At 70.3% G+C, this 16267-nt stretch carries 13 protein-coding genes and 1 pseudogene; 7 read left to right on the forward strand and 7 right to left on the reverse strand.

Annotated elements, in window-relative coordinates; translation table 11 throughout:
- Positions 1–200 precede the first annotated feature (200 nt).
- The 5 genes from ACV7NO_RS16265 (at position 201) to ACV7NO_RS16285 (ending at position 6657) form a co-directional block, all read left to right on the forward strand.
- Positions 201–2600: a TonB-dependent receptor gene (locus tag ACV7NO_RS16265; protein ID WP_463406998.1), complete on the forward strand. Its 2400-nt coding sequence runs from the start codon at positions 201–203 to the stop codon at positions 2598–2600.
- 18 nt (positions 2601–2618) lie between these two features.
- The gene (locus tag ACV7NO_RS16270) at positions 2619–3977 is read left to right on the forward strand and encodes an LLM class flavin-dependent oxidoreductase (protein ID WP_463406999.1); all 1359 of its coding nucleotides are present in this window, start codon (positions 2619–2621) and stop codon (positions 3975–3977) included.
- Positions 3978–3982: 5 nt separating this feature from the next.
- On the forward strand, positions 3983–4957 hold the full coding sequence (locus tag ACV7NO_RS16275; protein ID WP_463407000.1) for an aliphatic sulfonate ABC transporter substrate-binding protein: 975 nt from the start codon (positions 3983–3985) through the stop codon (positions 4955–4957).
- A 103-nt stretch (positions 4958–5060) separates the two neighbouring features.
- Positions 5061–5915, forward strand: a complete 855-nt coding sequence (locus ACV7NO_RS16280; RefSeq protein WP_463407001.1) for an ABC transporter permease subunit — start codon at positions 5061–5063, stop codon at positions 5913–5915.
- A gap of 1 nt (position 5916) precedes the next feature.
- The gene (locus ACV7NO_RS16285; protein ID WP_463407002.1) at positions 5917–6657 is read left to right on the forward strand and encodes an ABC transporter ATP-binding protein; all 741 of its coding nucleotides are present in this window, start codon (positions 5917–5919) and stop codon (positions 6655–6657) included.
- A gap of 78 nt (positions 6658–6735) precedes the next feature.
- Here ACV7NO_RS16285 and ACV7NO_RS16290 read toward each other — a convergent pair whose 3' ends face one another.
- The 4 genes and pseudogenes from ACV7NO_RS16290 to ACV7NO_RS16305 form a co-directional block, all read right to left on the reverse strand.
- A complete protein-coding gene (locus tag ACV7NO_RS16290; RefSeq protein ID WP_463407003.1) occupies positions 6736–7584 on the reverse strand; it encodes an LLM class flavin-dependent oxidoreductase in 849 nt (282 codons plus the stop codon).
- Between the two features lie 28 nt (positions 7585–7612).
- Positions 7613–7879 (reverse strand): annotated as a pseudogene (locus tag ACV7NO_RS16295) (LLM class flavin-dependent oxidoreductase); the annotation flags it as partial.
- On the reverse strand, positions 7876–8811 hold the full coding sequence (locus ACV7NO_RS16300) for a TauD/TfdA dioxygenase family protein (protein ID WP_463407004.1): 936 nt from the start codon (positions 8809–8811) through the stop codon (positions 7876–7878). The gene ACV7NO_RS16300 and the pseudogene ACV7NO_RS16295, both read right to left, overlap by 4 nt.
- A gap of 87 nt (positions 8812–8898) precedes the next feature.
- A complete protein-coding gene (locus tag ACV7NO_RS16305) occupies positions 8899–10134 on the reverse strand; it encodes a multidrug effflux MFS transporter (RefSeq protein WP_463407381.1) in 1236 nt (411 codons plus the stop codon).
- Positions 10135–10417: 283 nt separating this feature from the next.
- Here ACV7NO_RS16305 and ACV7NO_RS16310 point away from each other — a divergent pair, with 283 nt between their 5' ends.
- A complete protein-coding gene (locus tag ACV7NO_RS16310; protein ID WP_463407005.1) occupies positions 10418–10999 on the forward strand; it encodes a phosphatase PAP2 family protein in 582 nt (193 codons plus the stop codon).
- A gap of 5 nt (positions 11000–11004) precedes the next feature.
- Positions 11005–12108, forward strand: a complete 1104-nt coding sequence (locus ACV7NO_RS16315; protein ID WP_463407006.1) for a glycosyltransferase — start codon at positions 11005–11007, stop codon at positions 12106–12108.
- On the opposite strand, the gene ACV7NO_RS16320 is transcribed toward ACV7NO_RS16315, so the two are convergent.
- From ACV7NO_RS16320 to ACV7NO_RS16330, 3 genes are read right to left on the reverse strand one after another with little or no spacing between them, the layout of a single operon-like run.
- The gene (locus tag ACV7NO_RS16320; protein ID WP_463407007.1) at positions 12042–12953 is read right to left on the reverse strand and encodes a galactosyltransferase-related protein; all 912 of its coding nucleotides are present in this window, start codon (positions 12951–12953) and stop codon (positions 12042–12044) included. The genes ACV7NO_RS16315 and ACV7NO_RS16320 overlap by 67 nt on opposite strands.
- Entirely contained in the window at positions 12950–14083 is a 1134-nt protein-coding gene (locus ACV7NO_RS16325; protein WP_463407008.1) for a glycosyltransferase, read from the reverse strand. Before ACV7NO_RS16325 ends, ACV7NO_RS16320 begins: the two co-directional genes overlap by 4 nt.
- On the reverse strand, positions 14080–16110 hold the full coding sequence (locus ACV7NO_RS16330; RefSeq protein ID WP_463407009.1) for an HAD-IIB family hydrolase: 2031 nt from the start codon (positions 16108–16110) through the stop codon (positions 14080–14082). Before ACV7NO_RS16330 ends, ACV7NO_RS16325 begins: the two co-directional genes overlap by 4 nt.
- Positions 16111–16267: the final 157 nt, after the last annotated feature.

Here is a 16267-nt window from a genome sequence, read left to right on the forward strand (position 1 = left end):
GTCGCAAACGGCACGTCGCGTGTTCCCGCGAACCTGCGGAGACGACGATGCACCCGACCTGTCGATAGACCCGGCCCACCGATTCCACCACGAACCGCCGCCCCCGATCGGGGTGCGACACCATCCCGCCGCCGCGATGCGCGGTGGGCAACGATCTCGAACGATCGCGGGACATCGACGTCCAAGGGGGACGAACGACCATGTTGAAGACCATCCATACAGGTGCGTTGCTGGCCGGGGTCGCGCTCGCCGCGCTTGCCCCGTCCGCGTCGGCCGATCCGGCGAAGACGGACGCACCCGCCGCTGCCACCGCCGTCGAACCCGATGCGGATACCGCCGACGAGATTCTCGTCACCGCGCGCCGCCGCAGCGAAAGCGTGCAGGACGTGCCCGTCGCGATCAGCGTGCTGGGCGGCGAGGCGCTGGCGCAGAAGGGCGCCTATCACCTCCAGCAGATCTACCAGGAGGTGCCCAGCCTCACCGTCTACACCTCCAACCCGCGCAACGTGACGATCAACATCCGCGGGCTCGGCTCCAACGTGTCGACCGCCAACAACGGGCTCGATCTGGGCGTCGGCTTCTACGTCGACGACGTCTATTACGCGCGCGTCGGTCAGTCCGGGTTCGATCTCGTCGATCTGGACCGGATCGAGATCCTGCGCGGGCCGCAGGGCACGCTGTTCGGGCGCAACACCACCGCCGGCGCGATCGTCGTCAACACGAAGAAGCCGACGTTCGAGACCGAAGCGTCGGGCGACGTCACCGTCGGCAATTACGGGCTGTTCCAGGGCCGCGGCACGATCTCGGGCAGGATCACCGATACGCTCGCAGGGCGCGTGTCGTTCGAGGCGACGCGCCGCGGCGGCTATCTCTACGACACGCTCCAGCGGCGCGACGTCCACGATTTCCAGAACTACACGGTGCGCGGGCAACTGCTGTTCCGCCCGCGCGAGGACCTGTCGATCCGGGTGATCGGCGACTATGCCGAACAGCGGCAGGATTGCTGCGTCCCCCTCCTGCTCGGCACGGTCGCGACCTACGACAACGGCGCCGCGATCCCCTACACCTATGCGCAGCGCACCGCGCAGTTCGGCTACACCCCGCCGCTCGCCGATCCGAAGGATCGCATCACCGACGCCGACTGGCTCGGCCCGATCCGCATGAAGCAGGGCGGCGTGCAGGCGAACGTCGAATGGGATCTGGGCGGCGCCACGCTCACCTCGGTGTCCGCGTTCCGTTTCTGGGACTGGACGCCGCGCAACGACCCCGATTACTCCGCGCTCAACATCTCGCTGGAGGGCAATCAGTACGATCGCCAGCGCCAGTTCAGCCAGGAGCTGCGCCTCGCCTCCAACGGAAAGCGTACGATCGACTGGGTCGTCGGCCTCTACGCGTTCCACCAGTCGATCCGGGGCTGGTTCCGCAACGCCTATGGCCGCGACGCGGGCGAGTTCCTGATCGCACCCGGCACGCTGGGGCTGACCGCGGCACAGCGCCGCGCCGCGCTGGAGGGCACCTACACCTACGCGCCGTCGAAGCCGCAGACGACCAGCCTCGCCGCGTTCGGCCAGGCGGTGTGGCACCTGTCCCCCGTCTTCGATCTGACGACCGGCCTGCGCTACACCCATGAACGCAAGTACGGCTATTACGAACAGGTCCGGGGCGGCGGATCCGACGTCTCGACGCTCAACGCGGCCCAGGTCGCGCTGCGCAACGCCTACACCCCGGTCTATCCCCGCTACGAGCTCGATCGCACCTGGGGCGACGTTTCCGGATCGGTCAGCCTGTCGGCGAACCTGGCGCCCGACGCGCTCGCCTACGCCACCTATGCGCGGGGCCAGAAATCGGGCGGGCTCAACTTTTCGACGCTGCCGCTGTCGGCGACCGGCCAGCCGCTCCTCGATCTCGCCGTCGTCGCGCCGGAGAAGGTCGACAATTACGAGATCGGCCTGAAGACGCAGTGGTTCGATCGCCGGCTCACCGCGAACCTTTCCGCATTTCTCACAGACGTCAGCAACTATCAGTCGACCATCGTCGACGCGAGCGTCACGCCCCCCCGCGCCTACATCGCGAATGTCGGCGACGTCCGGTCCTACGGCATCGAGGCGGAGGTAAAGGCGCGGCCCGTCGACGGGCTATCGCTCTATGCCAGCGGAACGTGGAACCCCGCCGAGTATCGCCGCTACACCAACGCGCAATGCCCGTTCGAACAGCGCGCCCCCGGCCTGCCGACGGTGTGCGACCTCTCCGGCCGCCAGCTTCCCGCCGCGCCCACCTGGGCCTGGTCCGCGGGCTATACCTATGACCTGCCGGTCAGCGACCGCGTCACCGCGTTCGTCGGCGGCGACTATGCGTACCGCTCGTCCTTCTACACCAGCTACAATCTCAGCCGCTTCTCGCTGGTCGACGGGTTCGGGCTGGCGAATGCGCGGATCGGCGTGCGCTCGGCGAACGGCAAGTGGGAGGCCTCGCTGTGGGGCCGCAACATCTTCGACACGCTGACCTACTACACCAGGGGCATCAGCGAGAACGGCGCCGTGCTCTTCGGGCTGACCGGCGATCCGCGCACCTTCGGCGCCACGCTGCGCCACCGCCTCTGACCATCCGGGAGATCCATGATGAGCAAACGCACGGACAAGATCCGCCTCGGCGCCTTCCTGATGGCGACCGGCCACCACGTCGCGGCGTGGCGCCACCCGCGCGCGGCTGCGAACGCGGGCATCGATCTCGAGCATTACGTGTCGATCGCGCAGAAGGCGGAAGCCGCGAAGTTCGACATGATGTTCCTGGCCGACAGCCAGGGCGGGTGGATCGACCGCAGCGAGCCCGAGAGCATCGCGCGCGTCGCGCAGGTGGCGGGGTTCGAGCCGCTGACGCTGCTGTCGGCGATCGCGGCGCGCACGCGGGACATCGGCCTCGTCGCCACCGCGACCACCACCTACTATCCGCCGTTCCTGCTCGCACGCCTGTTCGCCTCGCTCGACACCGTCAGCAAGGGCCGCGCGGGGTGGAACCTCGTCACCTCGGCGTCCACCGCGGAGGCGCAGAATTTCGGGCTGGACGAGCATCCCGAGCCCGAGGCGCGCTACGCCCGAGCGGAGGAATTCGCGCGCGTCGTCAAGGGCCTGTGGGAAAGCTGGGAGGATGACGCCTTCCCGCGCGACCGCGACGAGGGGCTGTTCGCCGATCCGGACAAGCTCCATATCCTCGGCCACAAGGGCGCGCATTTCTCGGTCGCCGGCCCGCTCAACGTCCCTCGCTCGCCGCAGGGGCACCCCGTCGTCGTCCAGGCCGGCTCGTCCGAGCCGGGCCGCGAACTCGCCGCCGCGACCGCGGAGGTCGTCTTCAGCGCGCACCAGACGCTGGACTCCGCCGCGGATTTCTATGCCGACGTAAAGGCGCGGATGGCGAAGTTCGGCCGCCGCCCCGATACGCTCAAGGTCATGCCCGGCGTCATGGCGGTCGTCGGCGACAGCGAGCGCCACGCCCGCGAGAAATACGAGGAACTCCAGCAACTCGTCCACCCGGACATCGGCCGCCGCTTCCTTGCGCGGCTGTTCGAGGATCCGCGCCTGCTCGATCACGATCCGGACCGGCCACTACCCGACTGGCTGCAGGTCGACGGCCGCAAGAGCCGTCCCGCGCTTCTCCTCGACATGGCGCGGCGCGACGGGCTGACCGCGCGCGAACTCCACCTGCGCGTGACCGGCGCACGTGGCCACTGGACGATCTTCGGCGACGCTGGCCAGATCGCCGACCAGCTGGAGGCGTGGTTCGACGGGCACGGCGCGGACGGCTTCAACGTCATGCCCCCGCACCTGCCCGATCACCTCGACGACTTCATCGCGCACGTCATCCCCGAACTGCGCCGCCGCGGGCGCTTCCGCGAGGAGTATGAGGGCGCGACGCTGCGCGAAAACCTCGGCCTGCCGTTCCCGGAACACAGCGCGCGCGCCTTCGCGCAGGCGGCGGAGTGATGGCGATGACGACATGTCGCACGATCCTCGCCGGCGCGCTCGCGCTACTGCTCGCCGCCTGCGGTGGCGGCGGCGATAAGAGCGCCAAGGGCATCACCATCGGCTACCAGAAGGGCGGCGTACTCTTCGTCGCCAAGGCGCGCGGCGAGGTCGAGAAGCGGCTCGCCGAAAAGGGCGTCACCCCGCTCAAATGGGTCGAGTTCCCCTCCGGTCCGCCGCTGATAGAGGCGATGCGCGCGGGTGCGGTCGATCTGGGCGTCGTCGGCGACACGCCCGTCGCCTATGCGCAGGCGTCGGGGTCGGGGTCGGACATCCGCTACGTCGCCACGCACAGCTTCCCCAGCGCGGTGACCGGCGGGCTGATCGTTCCGAAGGGATCGACGATCCGTACCGCCGCGGACCTGAAGGGAAAGCGCCTCGCCTTCACCAGGGGGTCCGCGTCCGAACTGGCGGCGGTGATCGCACTGAAGAAATACGGCCTGACGCTCAAGGACCTGACCCCGGTCTACCTCACCCCCGGCGATGCGATGACCGCGTTCACGAACGGCTCGGTCGACGCTTGGATCACCTGGGACCCCTATCGCGCGCTCGCCGAGGACCGGGTCGGCGCGCACGAGGTGCCGATCGACCGTGCCGGCCTCGCCGCGACGGTCTTCTATATCGCCCGCGGCAAGCTCGTGGACGAACGCCCGAAGGCGCTGACCGCCACGCTCGATGTTCTGCGCGACGAAGCGGCGTGGGCCCGCGCGCACCTGCCCGAAGCCGCGCGGCTGACCGCCGACGCCACGCGCATCCCGCCGGCTTTCCAGGCGCGCATGCTCGATCGCTACAAGGGTGCTGCCTATGCGGTGAACCCTGTCTCTCCCGCCGACATCGCCAACCAGCAGCGCGTCGTCGACTATCTGACCGAGGCAGGCGTGCTGGATCGCAAGCTCGACGCCGCAGCGATCGCCTGGAGCGGCTGGAAGCCGGCGACATGAGCGCCAGCGAAGCCCAGGCGCCGGTGGCTGTGCTTCGACTGCGCTCGGCACGAACGGACGATCTTCACCGAAGACTGCTCCGTTCCTCAGAAGGAGAGCGATGATGGCCACCCTGGCCCCCTACACCTCCGCGTCACGCGAACGATCGCCCAACGCCGCCGCGCGCACCGCCGCCGCCCCGGATGCGCACGGCGGCCTCGCGTGGTGGCGCTGGACGCCCGCGATCCTCCCCGTCGCGCTGCTGGCGGGCTGGCAGCTCGCGTCCGCCACCGGCGTACTGCCCGACACGATCCTGCCGGCGCCCACCGCGGTGATCGGCGTCGGCGGCGAGCTGCTGCGCGACGGCACACTGCTGACCAATCTGGGCGTCAGCACCGCGCGTGCGATCACCGGATTGCTCGCGGGCGGGCTGCTCGCGCTCGCGCTCGGCTTCGCTACCGCGCTGTCGCAGGGGCTGCGCCGGCTGCTCGACCCCACCCTTCAGGCGATCCGGACGATCCCGCACCTGGCGCTCATCCCGCTCGTCATCCTGTGGTTCGGGATCGACGAGGGCGCCAAGATCCTGCTCGTCGCATGGGGGGTGTTCTTCCCGATCTATCTCAACACCTATCACGGCGTCGTCTCGGTCGATGCGGGGTTGATCGAAATGGGGCGCGTCTACGGCATGAACCGGTGGACGCTGTTCCGGCGCGTGATCCTGCCCGGTGCGCTGCCCTCGATCCTCGTGGGGCTGCGCTTCGCGCTGGGCATCATGTGGCTGACGCTGATCGTCGCGGAGACGATCGCGGCCAGTTCGGGCATCGGCTACATGGCCAACCAGGCGCGCGAGTTCAGCCAGACCGACGTGATCGTGCTCGCGATCCTCGTCTACGCCGCGCTCGGCAAGCTCGCGGACACCGCCACCCGCGTCATCGAACGGCGCTTCCTGCGCTGGAACCCCGCTTACGGAGCGCACTGACATGGCTACCGTCCACACCCTCGCCCGCCACGCCACGCAGGAGGGCGCCTCGGTCGCGATCCGCAGCCTCGCGTTGTCGTTCGGCGACAATCGCGTGATCGACGGGCTGGACCTGTCGATCGACAGCGGCCAGTTCGTCTCGATCGTCGGCCGGTCGGGCTGCGGCAAGAGCACCCTGCTCCGCGCGATCACCGCGCTGGAGATGCCCGATGCGGGCAGTATCGAAACCGATCGCGCGCGCACCCGCGTCGTCTTCCAGGAACCGCGCCTGCTTCCCTGGGCCGACGTCCGCGCGAACGTCGAGGTCGGCGCGACCGGCAGCACTGCGGAGAAGCGCGATCAGGCGGACGAGTCGCTCGCGCTGGTCGGCCTCACCGAAAAGGCGCGCGAATGGCCCGCGCGCCTATCGGGCGGGCAGCGCCAGCGCGTCGCGCTCGCCCGCGCGCTCGTCAGCCGCCCGCGCCTCCTCCTCCTCGACGAACCGCTCGGCGCGCTCGACGCGCTCACCCGGATCGAGATGCAGCGCCTCCTCGAACGCGTGTGGCGGCAACAGCGCTTCACCGCGCTCCTCGTCACCCATGACGTTACGGAGGCCGTCGCGCTCGGCGATCGGGTGGTAGTCATGGAGCATGGCCGCATCACGCAGGACCTCGCCGTGCCCGCCCCCCGCCCGCGCCGCCACGGCGACACCGGCCTCGCCGCGATCGAGGGCGAAATCCTGGACCGGCTGCTGGCGGGATAGGTTTGCATCGGAAACCCGCTCATGCCGTTCGCACTGAACCTGTCGAAGCACGAACGGGCAGACGGCAGCGTCGAAGCCTTAACTCGCCGCCCGGTTCAGCGTCGTGAACGGAAACTGCGGCGGCGCGTCCTGCGCACGCGCGCCGTGGACGAGGTTCAGGTGCGGGAATAGCAGCTCCGCGACCCGATATGCCTCCTCCAGATGCGGATAGCCCGACCCGATCACGGTATCGATCCCGATCGCGGCATACTCCTCCAGCCGCTTCGCGATCGTCGCCGGATCGCCGACCAGCGCCGTGCCCGCGCCGGTGCGGACCAGCCCGATCCCCGCCCACAAATTCGGGCTGACCTCCAGCGCGGCGCGGCTGCCGCCGTGCAGGTCGCGCATCCGCGCCTGCCCGACCGACTCCGTCGTCGCCAGCGCCGCCTGAAAGCGCGCGATGTCGTCGTCGGTGACGTGCTTGATGAGGCCGTGCGCCGCATCCCATGCCGCGCCCTCGGTTTCGCGCACGATGAAGTGCAGCCGGATGCCGAAGCGGATCGTGCGCCCCCGCGCCGCCGCCCGCGCGCGCACGTCGTCGATCACGTCCTTCAGCTGCGCGGGCGGCTCGCCCCACGCCAGATAGACGTCGACATGCTCCGCCGCGATCTCGCGCGCGATGTCGGACGAGCCGCCGAACCAGATCGGCGCATGGGGTTTCTGGACGAACGGAAACTCCAGCCGCCCGCCCTTGATCGACAGATATCTGCCTTCGCGCGTCACGGTCTCGCCGCGCCCCAGCGCGCGAAAGATGTCCAGATACTCCGCGGTCTGCTCGTACCGCTCGCGATGGCCCAGGAAGATCCCGTCCTTCTCCAGCAGTTCGGTACTGCCCCCGGTCACGACGTTGAGCAGCAGCCCGCCCTTCGCTGATCCGGTCGACCGCAACCGCCTGCCGCACCGATTCCGCGGGCAGCGTCAATCCGGGGCGCAACGCCACCAGCAGCCGCAGCCGCTCGGTGACGGGCGCAAGGCTCGCCGCGGTGATCCACGCATCCATGCAATGCGCGCCCGTCGGCATCAGCGCGCCCGAAAAGCCGAGCTGGTCGGCCGCGATCGCGATCTGCTTCAGATAGGCCGGCGTCGCCGCGCGCGCGCCCTCGGTCGAGGCCAGATACCGTTGGTCCCCAGCGGAAGGCAGGAACCACAGGAAATCGAGCGGCGCGCGCGCGGCGGCGCTCACTCTGCCGCCTCGAGCAGCGCAGCCTCGGGCTCGGGCTTCAGGACGCGGCTATGCTCGCCGTCGATCGATACCGGAACGTCGCCCGCGATCGTCACCCGGCGTACCGTCCGCCGCTGCAACCCGAAGTCCGCGGTCGCCCGGTGCTGCGTCGCGCGGTTGTCCCAGATAACCACGTCGCCCGTGCGCCAGCGCCAGCGCACGACATTCTCCGGCTTCGTCGCGTGCGCCTGCAGGATCTGGAACAGCGCCTGCGAATCCGCCTGGTTCAGCCCGACGAAGCGCTGGACGAAATGCCCCAGCACCAGCGTCCGCTCCCCCGTTACCGGGTGCACGCGCACCACCGGATGTTCGGTTTCGTAGACGGTGGCGGCGAACACGTCGCGGTGGAACTGGCTCGCCGCCTGCGACCGCGTGGGATATTGCGCGGCATAGTCGTACGCGTTCGAATGGACCGCCCACAGCGTGTCGGCCAGCGCCTTCAGTGGCGCGGGCAGGTCGTCATAGGCGGTCGCGGTGTTCGCCCATTGCGTGTCGCCTCCCGCCTCGGGGATCGTCACCCCGCGCAGGATCGAGGCGGACGGGTAGGCGTCGACGAACGTCACGTCGGTGTGCCACGAACTCGCCGCACGCCCGTCGGTCGAATCGAGGTCGAGGATGTGCTGCGTGCCGGCGCGCACCGGCACCGTCGGGTGCGAGACGGGATCGCCGAACCGTGCCGCGAACGCCTCCTGCCCGGCATCGTCGAGCTGGTGCTGGTCTCTGAGGAACAGCACCTTGTGCCGCGCCAGCGCCTGCCGCAACGCGTCGAGCGTCGCCTCGTCGAGATCGGCGGAGAGTGTCAGGCCCCGCACCTCGGCCCCGATCCGCCCAGTCACGGGCAGAATGTCGAGCGGCGATGCGGCGTCGGGACTGTTGACGAACGATGTGGTCATGGCGGCATCTCCTCATGTCTATTCCTACTAGATCAGTAGGAGATGAGTCGGCGCGACCAATATTCGGTTGGCGGACGCAAAGCTGCGCTATGTAGACGCCTCCGGTGGTGGGGCGGACGCCTCCGGCCGCGGGCGATCGTGCGCGCGGAACAGCCGCCCGCCCTCGACCGCATAGACGACCGCGAGCACCGCCAGTCCGATCGCCAGATAACCCAGCGCCAGTGGCAGCGTCGTTCCGTCATAGGATTGCCCGATCGCGGAGCCGACCAGCACGGCCCCCACGCTGGTGATGAACCCCTGGATCGACGAGGCTGTGCCCGCGATATGCCCCACCGGCTCCATCGCCATCGCGCCGAAATTGGCGCCGCACAGCCCGATGCACGTCATGCTCAGCGACTGGAACGCGATATAGCTCCACAGCGTCTCCCACCCCGTGGCGATCACCAGCACATGCGCGCCGGACAGCGCGATCAACCCGAACACCGCGCTCTGCGAAATGAGCCGCGTCCCCAGCCGCTCGACCAGCCGACTGTTCGCGAACGACGCGCATCCCATCGCGAACGCGCACAACGCGAACAGCAGCGTGAACCGCTCGCCCGCGCCGAACTCGTCGACGAAGATCTGCTGCGCGGACGAGACGAACGCGATGATCCCCCCGAACGTCAGCGACGCCGCGACCGCATAGCCCGCCGAATAGCGGTTCGTCAGCGTCAGCCGGTACGCCTGTTTGAGCGAGACGAGCGACAGCGGGATGCGCCGCGCCCGCGGCAGCGTCTCGGGCAGCCGCACCAGCGTCCACGCCAGCACCAGCGCCGCGAACGCGCCGAGCGCGTAAAAGATGAACCGCCACGGCCCGAACGCCAGCAAGCCCTGCCCCAGCGTCGGCGCGAGAATGGGGACGAGGAAGAAGATCATCTGCGCCACCGACAACGTCCGCGCCATCTGTCGCCCGGAAAACCGGTCGCGCACGATCGCCACCGCCAGCACCCGCGTCGAGGCCGACATCAATCCCTGCAACACGCGCGCGCCCAGCAACGCCGCGAACGTCGCGGACCCGGCCGCGAACAGGCTCGCCGCGACGAACCCCGCCAGCGTCACCGCCAGCACCGGCTTGCGCCCGTACCGGTCGGCCAGCGGGCCATAGACCAGCTGCCCCCCGCCGAAGCCGAGCATATAGGCGGTGATGATCCACTGTCGGTGGTTCGCCGCGCCGATCGTCAGATCGCGCCCGATGTCCGCCAGCGCGGGCAGCATCAGGTCCACCCCCAGCGCGTTCACCGCCATCACCGCCGCGACGAATGCCACGAACTCGCCCCGTGGCATCGCCGCCGCATTATCCTGATCCGTCATTGCTTCTCCTATGGGCCGGACGACCGCCCGCCGTGCCGATCCGCACCCCGCCCAACCCCGTCTCCCCGGACTTGATCCGGGGTCCCGCTACAGAGCGACGCCGGGGGCAAAGCGACGTCACCCGTCCGGATCGGACGTCGTCTCCCCTAGGCTCCCGCAGCGCTTAGCGCCACGCCGCACGTCGCGAATCCCGGATGCGAATAGCGACTCCAGCCGATCGCACGGCACAACCGCGCCGGTGGCGGGTTCATGCGCGATGGACACACCCGACCTGCCCGTTCCCCCCGCCGCCGCCGCCGCCACCGGAATCGAACGTGCCGACGCCGCGGTGGCGAACGACGCCGCCCGGCACCGCCATACGCTGCCGGTCCGTGTCGCCGGCATGCTCAGCGAGATCGCGGACCAGCCCCAGCTCGTCGCGGTCTGCGCGGTCACGCTCGCGGTCGGCCTCGCCCGCCGCGACCCGCGGCTGGTCCGCACCGGCGCGCGCATGCTCGCCGCGCACGCGCTCGCAACGCTGGCCAAGGGCCGCATTAAGGACCGGGTCGACCGCACCCGCCCGCACGTCATGCTCGACGAGGGCCGTTACGCCATGGCCCCCGGTGACAGCGACGACGGCGACGAACGGTCCTTCCCCTCGGGCCACACCGCCGGTGCGGTCGCGGTCGCGCGCGCGGTCGCCCGCGACTATCCATCCGCCGCGCCCGCGCTGTACCTCGCCGCCGGCACGATCGCCGCGATCCAGATCCCGCGCGGCACCCATTATCCCACCGACCTCGCCGCCGGCGCCGCGATCGGCGTGGCCGCGGCGGCGCTGGCCCACCGCGCGATCGGATAACCCCGGTGTCGCACACTCCCCTCAAGATCGCCGTCCTCGCGCATCTCCGCCATCCGATCGCCCCGCCCTTCATGGGCGGCATGGAGGCGCACGCGCACCAGCTCGTCCGCGCGCTCGCCGATCGCGGCCACGCCGTCACGCTCTTCGCCAGCGCGGACAGCGATCCCGCGCTCCCGCTCCACCCGATCGCGGACCGACACTACGAGGCGACGCTCCCCTGGGCGCAGTGGCACGGCACCCCCGCGCTGACCGGGTTCCAGGACGCCGCCTTCACCCGCGCATGGGACGCGATCGCGACGGGCGGGTTCGACGTCGTCCACAACAACACGATGCACCCCCCGCTTCACGCATGGGCGAAGCGCGACCGCCGTGCGATGGTCACCTCGCTCCACGTCCCGCCCTTCGCCGGGCTCGCCGACGCGGTCGCCACGCACACCGCGTCGTGGCTGCATCAGACCGCGACCTCGCGCGCGCATCGCGCGACATGGTGGCGCGACGCGCCCGCCACCGCCTCGGTCGTCCACAACGGCATCGATACCGCGCACTGGCGCTTCGTCCCGCACGGCAACGGTCGCGCGGTCTGGGCCGGGCGGATCACCCCCAACAAGGGCACCCATGTCGCGCTCGACGCGGCGCAGAGCGCGGCCATAGCGCTGGACGTGATCGGCCCGATCGACTGCATGGATTATTTCGACGAACAGGTCGCCCCCCGGCTCGACGCCACCCGCGTCCATCGCGGCCATCTCGGTGGCGCGGCGCTGGTCGACATGATCGGCAGCGCGTCGGTGCTGCTATCGACCCCGATGTGGGACGAGCCGTTCGGGCTGGTCGCAGCCGAGGCGCTGGCCTGCGGCGTCCCCGTCGCCGCGCTCGATCGCGGCGCGATGCGCGAGGTGGTCGGCGATTGTGGAGCCATGGCCACCGACGCGACGTCGCTCGCGACCGCGATTGGCACCGCGCTGGCGATCCCCCGCGACGCCTGCCGCGCCCGCGTCGAGCGGCTGTTCTCGGTAGCCGCGATGATCGACGGCTATGAGCGCGCCTACGCGGCCGCGATCGCGGGTGCGCGCGCCTCCAGCGCGGCCAGCACGGTCGCGGTACTGGCATAGGGCTGGTCCGCCTGCTGCCGCGTCAGCGCCAAGTCGGCTTCGGACACGTCGCGCATTCGCACATGCTCGCCGTCGCGCAGCGTCACCAGCCCCATCAGCGTAAACGCGCGCAGCCAGTGCTCCATCGTGAAATGCCCCCATTTGTCGCGGAACCGCGCCGCGTTCGCGATCACGCTGTCGACATGGTGGACGGGCGGCATGTGGTGCGGATGATATTGATGATACGCCCGCGCGCCGCGCACCCAGTGGAGCGGGACGCCCTCATCCATCACGACCCTTCCGAAATCGGTATCCTCGCCGCCATAGCCGACATAGCGTTCGTCGAACCCGCCGACGCGCAAAAACGTCGCGCGCCGCATCGCGAAGTTGAGCGACCAGAAACAGCGATAATCGCTACACTCGCCCAGCGCCTCGGCGGGCGGCGCCGCACGCTCCGAATGCTTCACCCCGATCGCCGCGAACCGCGCGAAGTCGAGGCCCGCCGCGGTCGCGCCCGACGGCAGGTACAGCACCTCCCCCATCAGCAGCGCGTCGATCGCGTCCAGATGCCCCGCATAGTCCGCGACGAGCGACGGGGCGGGAATGCAGTCGACATCGAGAAACACCAGATGCGCCCCCGCCGCCGCCCGCGCCGCCGCGTTGCGCGCCGCCGCCAGCGGGATGCCCTGCGCCCCCATCATGATCTGCCGCACCGGAAAGCGCGCAGCCGGAAGCACATACGCCTCCGCCTGCATCACCGCGATCACCAACTCGTCGGGCACGCGCGTCTGCGCATCGAGTCCGCGGACGAGATTGGCCAGATGCTCGGCACGGCCATGCGCGAGCGTACAGACGGAAACGGTCATGCCAGACTTTCGATGAGGGGGATCTCGACGACCGGCTGCGCCCACGCATCGTCCGCCAGCGCGGACAGCCACGCCGCCGCCTTCGCCGCCGCGTGCGGATCGACCAGCCCCCGCTGCGCAGCCAGATCGAGCGTGGCGGCGCGCGCCCACGCCTGCGTCCAGGCTTCCGCGTGCGACGGCCAATGCTCCAGCATCGTCGCCGCCCCCGCCTCCGCCAGCATCCGCGCCTTCCAGAGCTGTTCGTCGAAATAGCGCCACTCCGGCACGACGATCCACGGCCGCCCCGCCGCGGCGATCATATGCACCGTCGTGTTCCCCGCCGACGACACCACCCGGTCCGCCGCCGCGATGTACAGCGCGGGGGTATCGACCCAGCCCAGATGCCTGAGGTTACCCGGTGCGGTCGCATGCCATTCCTGCTCGACCGCGCCGATCGTCAGCCACAGCGCATCCGGCTCCGCCCGCGCGCCCAGCGTCAGCGGCGTCGCGGGCGTGCCCGTCCCGCCGCCGCCCGCGACCACCACCACGATCTCGGCGTCGCGCGGCAGACCCAGCACCATCCGCGCCGCCTCGCGCTCGACAGCGACTCCCTCGACGCCGACCCCCGGGGCATAATGCGTCTTGGCCAGCATCCAGCCAGGCCGCCCCGGCTGCTCGAGCACCGGCGCATAGGGCGCAAGGATCCCCAGCGCCGCCTCATACGCCGCCATGTGCCCCGCATCGCCCCGCGCGCCATGCTGGAGCACGCTGACGCACGGGATCGACGCGATCCGCGCCAGCTGCGCGAGTTCCGCCGATACGTCGGTGACGAACAGTGCCGGTCGCGCCGTGTCGAACCACGATGCGATCGTCGCCACCGCATGCGTGATGCTCGCCCAGCCCAGCGGCGCGCAGTGCAAGGTCGCCGGCGTCCGCGCGTTCGCCAGTGCGGGCGCCTCCGCCCCCGTCGCCTCGAACAGCGACGGGATCGTGCGGACCGCGACGTGCGGCGCGAGTGCGGGAAAGATGTCCGCCCGCGCAGAAAACAGCGTCACCGGGCGCGTCGCGGGCAGCGCGTTGACGATCGCCGCCGCCCGCTCGGCATGCCCGCGCCCCTGGTGATGGACGAAATAGCCGATCGGGCGCGTCATGCCGCGCGCGCCTTGGCGAACGCGCGCATCCCCTCGACGATGCCCGCGGCATGCGGCGACCGCGCGACATAGATCGTCGGCCGCCCGACCAGCCCCGCCAGTTCGGCGCTGTGGTTCGCGACGAGGATGCCGTTGCGGCATGCGTCGAGCATGTCGAGATCGTTGCCGCTGTCGCCCGCGGCATAGACATGGTCCAGCGCGATCCCCATCCGGCGCGCCGCCCACGCCATCGCCGCGCCCTTGCCCGCGCGCTCGGGGACGATGTCGAGCAACCGTCCGTGGCTGTGGATCACGCGCACCGGCAGGTCCGCCACCGCATCGCGGATCGCCGCGATCACCGCGGGTTCGGCGGCGAAATAGCTGCGCTTGTGCCGCCGCTGCTCGACCGGCGGCTGGCGCTCGACCCCCGCCAGCCCCGCGACCCGCGCGTCGACCGCCTCGGCGTCCCACCCGGCATCGATATGCCGCGCATAGTCCGCATCGCCGACCAGCCGCGCGCCCTCGCGCCAGTAGATCTCCGCGCCTACCGAGGTGATGAGCACGTCAGGCGCGGGCTGCCCCCATTCGCCCAGCAGCCGCTCCGCCTCCTGCAGCGACCGCCCGGTCGCGACGCCGAACGCCAACCGCGGCTCTTCCGCCAGGAACGCCGCCATGCCCTGCGCACCGACGGTACACCCGGTCAGCGTATTGTCGATGTCGCACAGCAGCAGGCGTGCCGGCCGCGGCTTCGCCATCGGCTGCGCGCGCAACGCCGCGACGATCGCGACGAAGCGGGCGGCATAGCCATGCCAGTCGAGCGCCTTCGCATGGATCCGCCCCGCCGCCGACGCGCGCGCCCACTCGACCCGGTCGTCGAGCAGCGCGCGGATCGCCCCCGCGAACGCCGCCGGATCGCGCGGATCGGCGACGCTGCCGTGACGCAGCCGTGCGACGATGTCCGCCGCCCCGCCATGACAGGTCGCCACCACCGGCACGCCGTGGAGCGCCGCCTCGGTCAGCGTCAGGCCATAGGGTTCGGTGAAGGCGGGATTGACGAACACCCCGCCGCTCTCCCGCGCCAGCCCATAGAGCGCCGCCACGTCGTCGGCGCGATGCCGCTTGGGCAGCGCGAGCGTACCGTACAGGCCGTGTCGGTCGAGCCGCGCGAGCAACCCGCCGATCACCCCACGCTGCTCCGCCTCGCCGCACTCCGGGCCGTCGCGCAGCCCCGCGACGATCACCAGGTTCGCCCGCGCGCGCAAATCCGTATCGGCTGCGAACAGGTCGATCAGCCCCTCCAGGTTCTTCTTCTTCACCGGCCGCGCGATCGCCAGCACGATCGGCTTGTCCGGATCGCGCAGGAACGGCGCGACCAGAGCGCGCGCGACCGTCAGGTCTGCCGGCTCCCGATGCGCCAGCCCCGCCCCCGGCGGCACGCAGTGAATTCGAGCGGCGCTGGCCGAAGGATACAGCATCAGCTGCCGCTCCGCCTCGTCGCGGGACGACGCGACGATCGCATCCGCCGCGCCGATCGCGCGATCCTCCGCGGCGATCCGTGGCGCGAGCGCGGCGTCGCCATCTTCGCTGCACTGCGCCTTGTCGATCCCCAGCGAATGCGCGGTGTAGACGAACGGAATGCCGAACCGCGCGCGGACCAGCATCGCCACCTCGGCGGCGTCCGCGAAATGCGCGTGGATCACGTCGGGCAGCCGGTCCAGCGTTTCCAGATACGCGATCAGCGCTCGCGCGAAGGCGGGGCGATCCGCCGTGCCCGCCGCCTTCGCCAGATAGGCGCGGTTGCCGCTGTCGATCCGCCGGATCGCCAGCTTCCCTGACAACGGCTCGACCGGCACGGCATAGGCCGCGCCCAACGCGGGATCCTCGATCAACCGGGTGACGATCTCCACCCGCTCGACGTCGCCACGCGCCGCCAACGCCTGCGCCGCGCCCAGCGCATAGGTGATGTGCCCACCCGTATCCTCGGTAAGGCCGAACTCGATCGGCGGCCCTTTCAGGCAACCACCGAGCGCGATCGACAGGATGAACACCAGCCGCAAATCCCTTGTTCGTGAAGACGGGACTCCAGAACGGTCCCGCCACATGAACGAACGGTTCATCTGCGAAGTTGCGCGCCGATCGGGCGACCATACACGAAATCCGATTCACTTCGATCATATCACGACGACGGTCGCGGTGGTGCGATCA

Source organism: Sphingomonas sp. Ell38C01 (assembly GCF_055231975.1).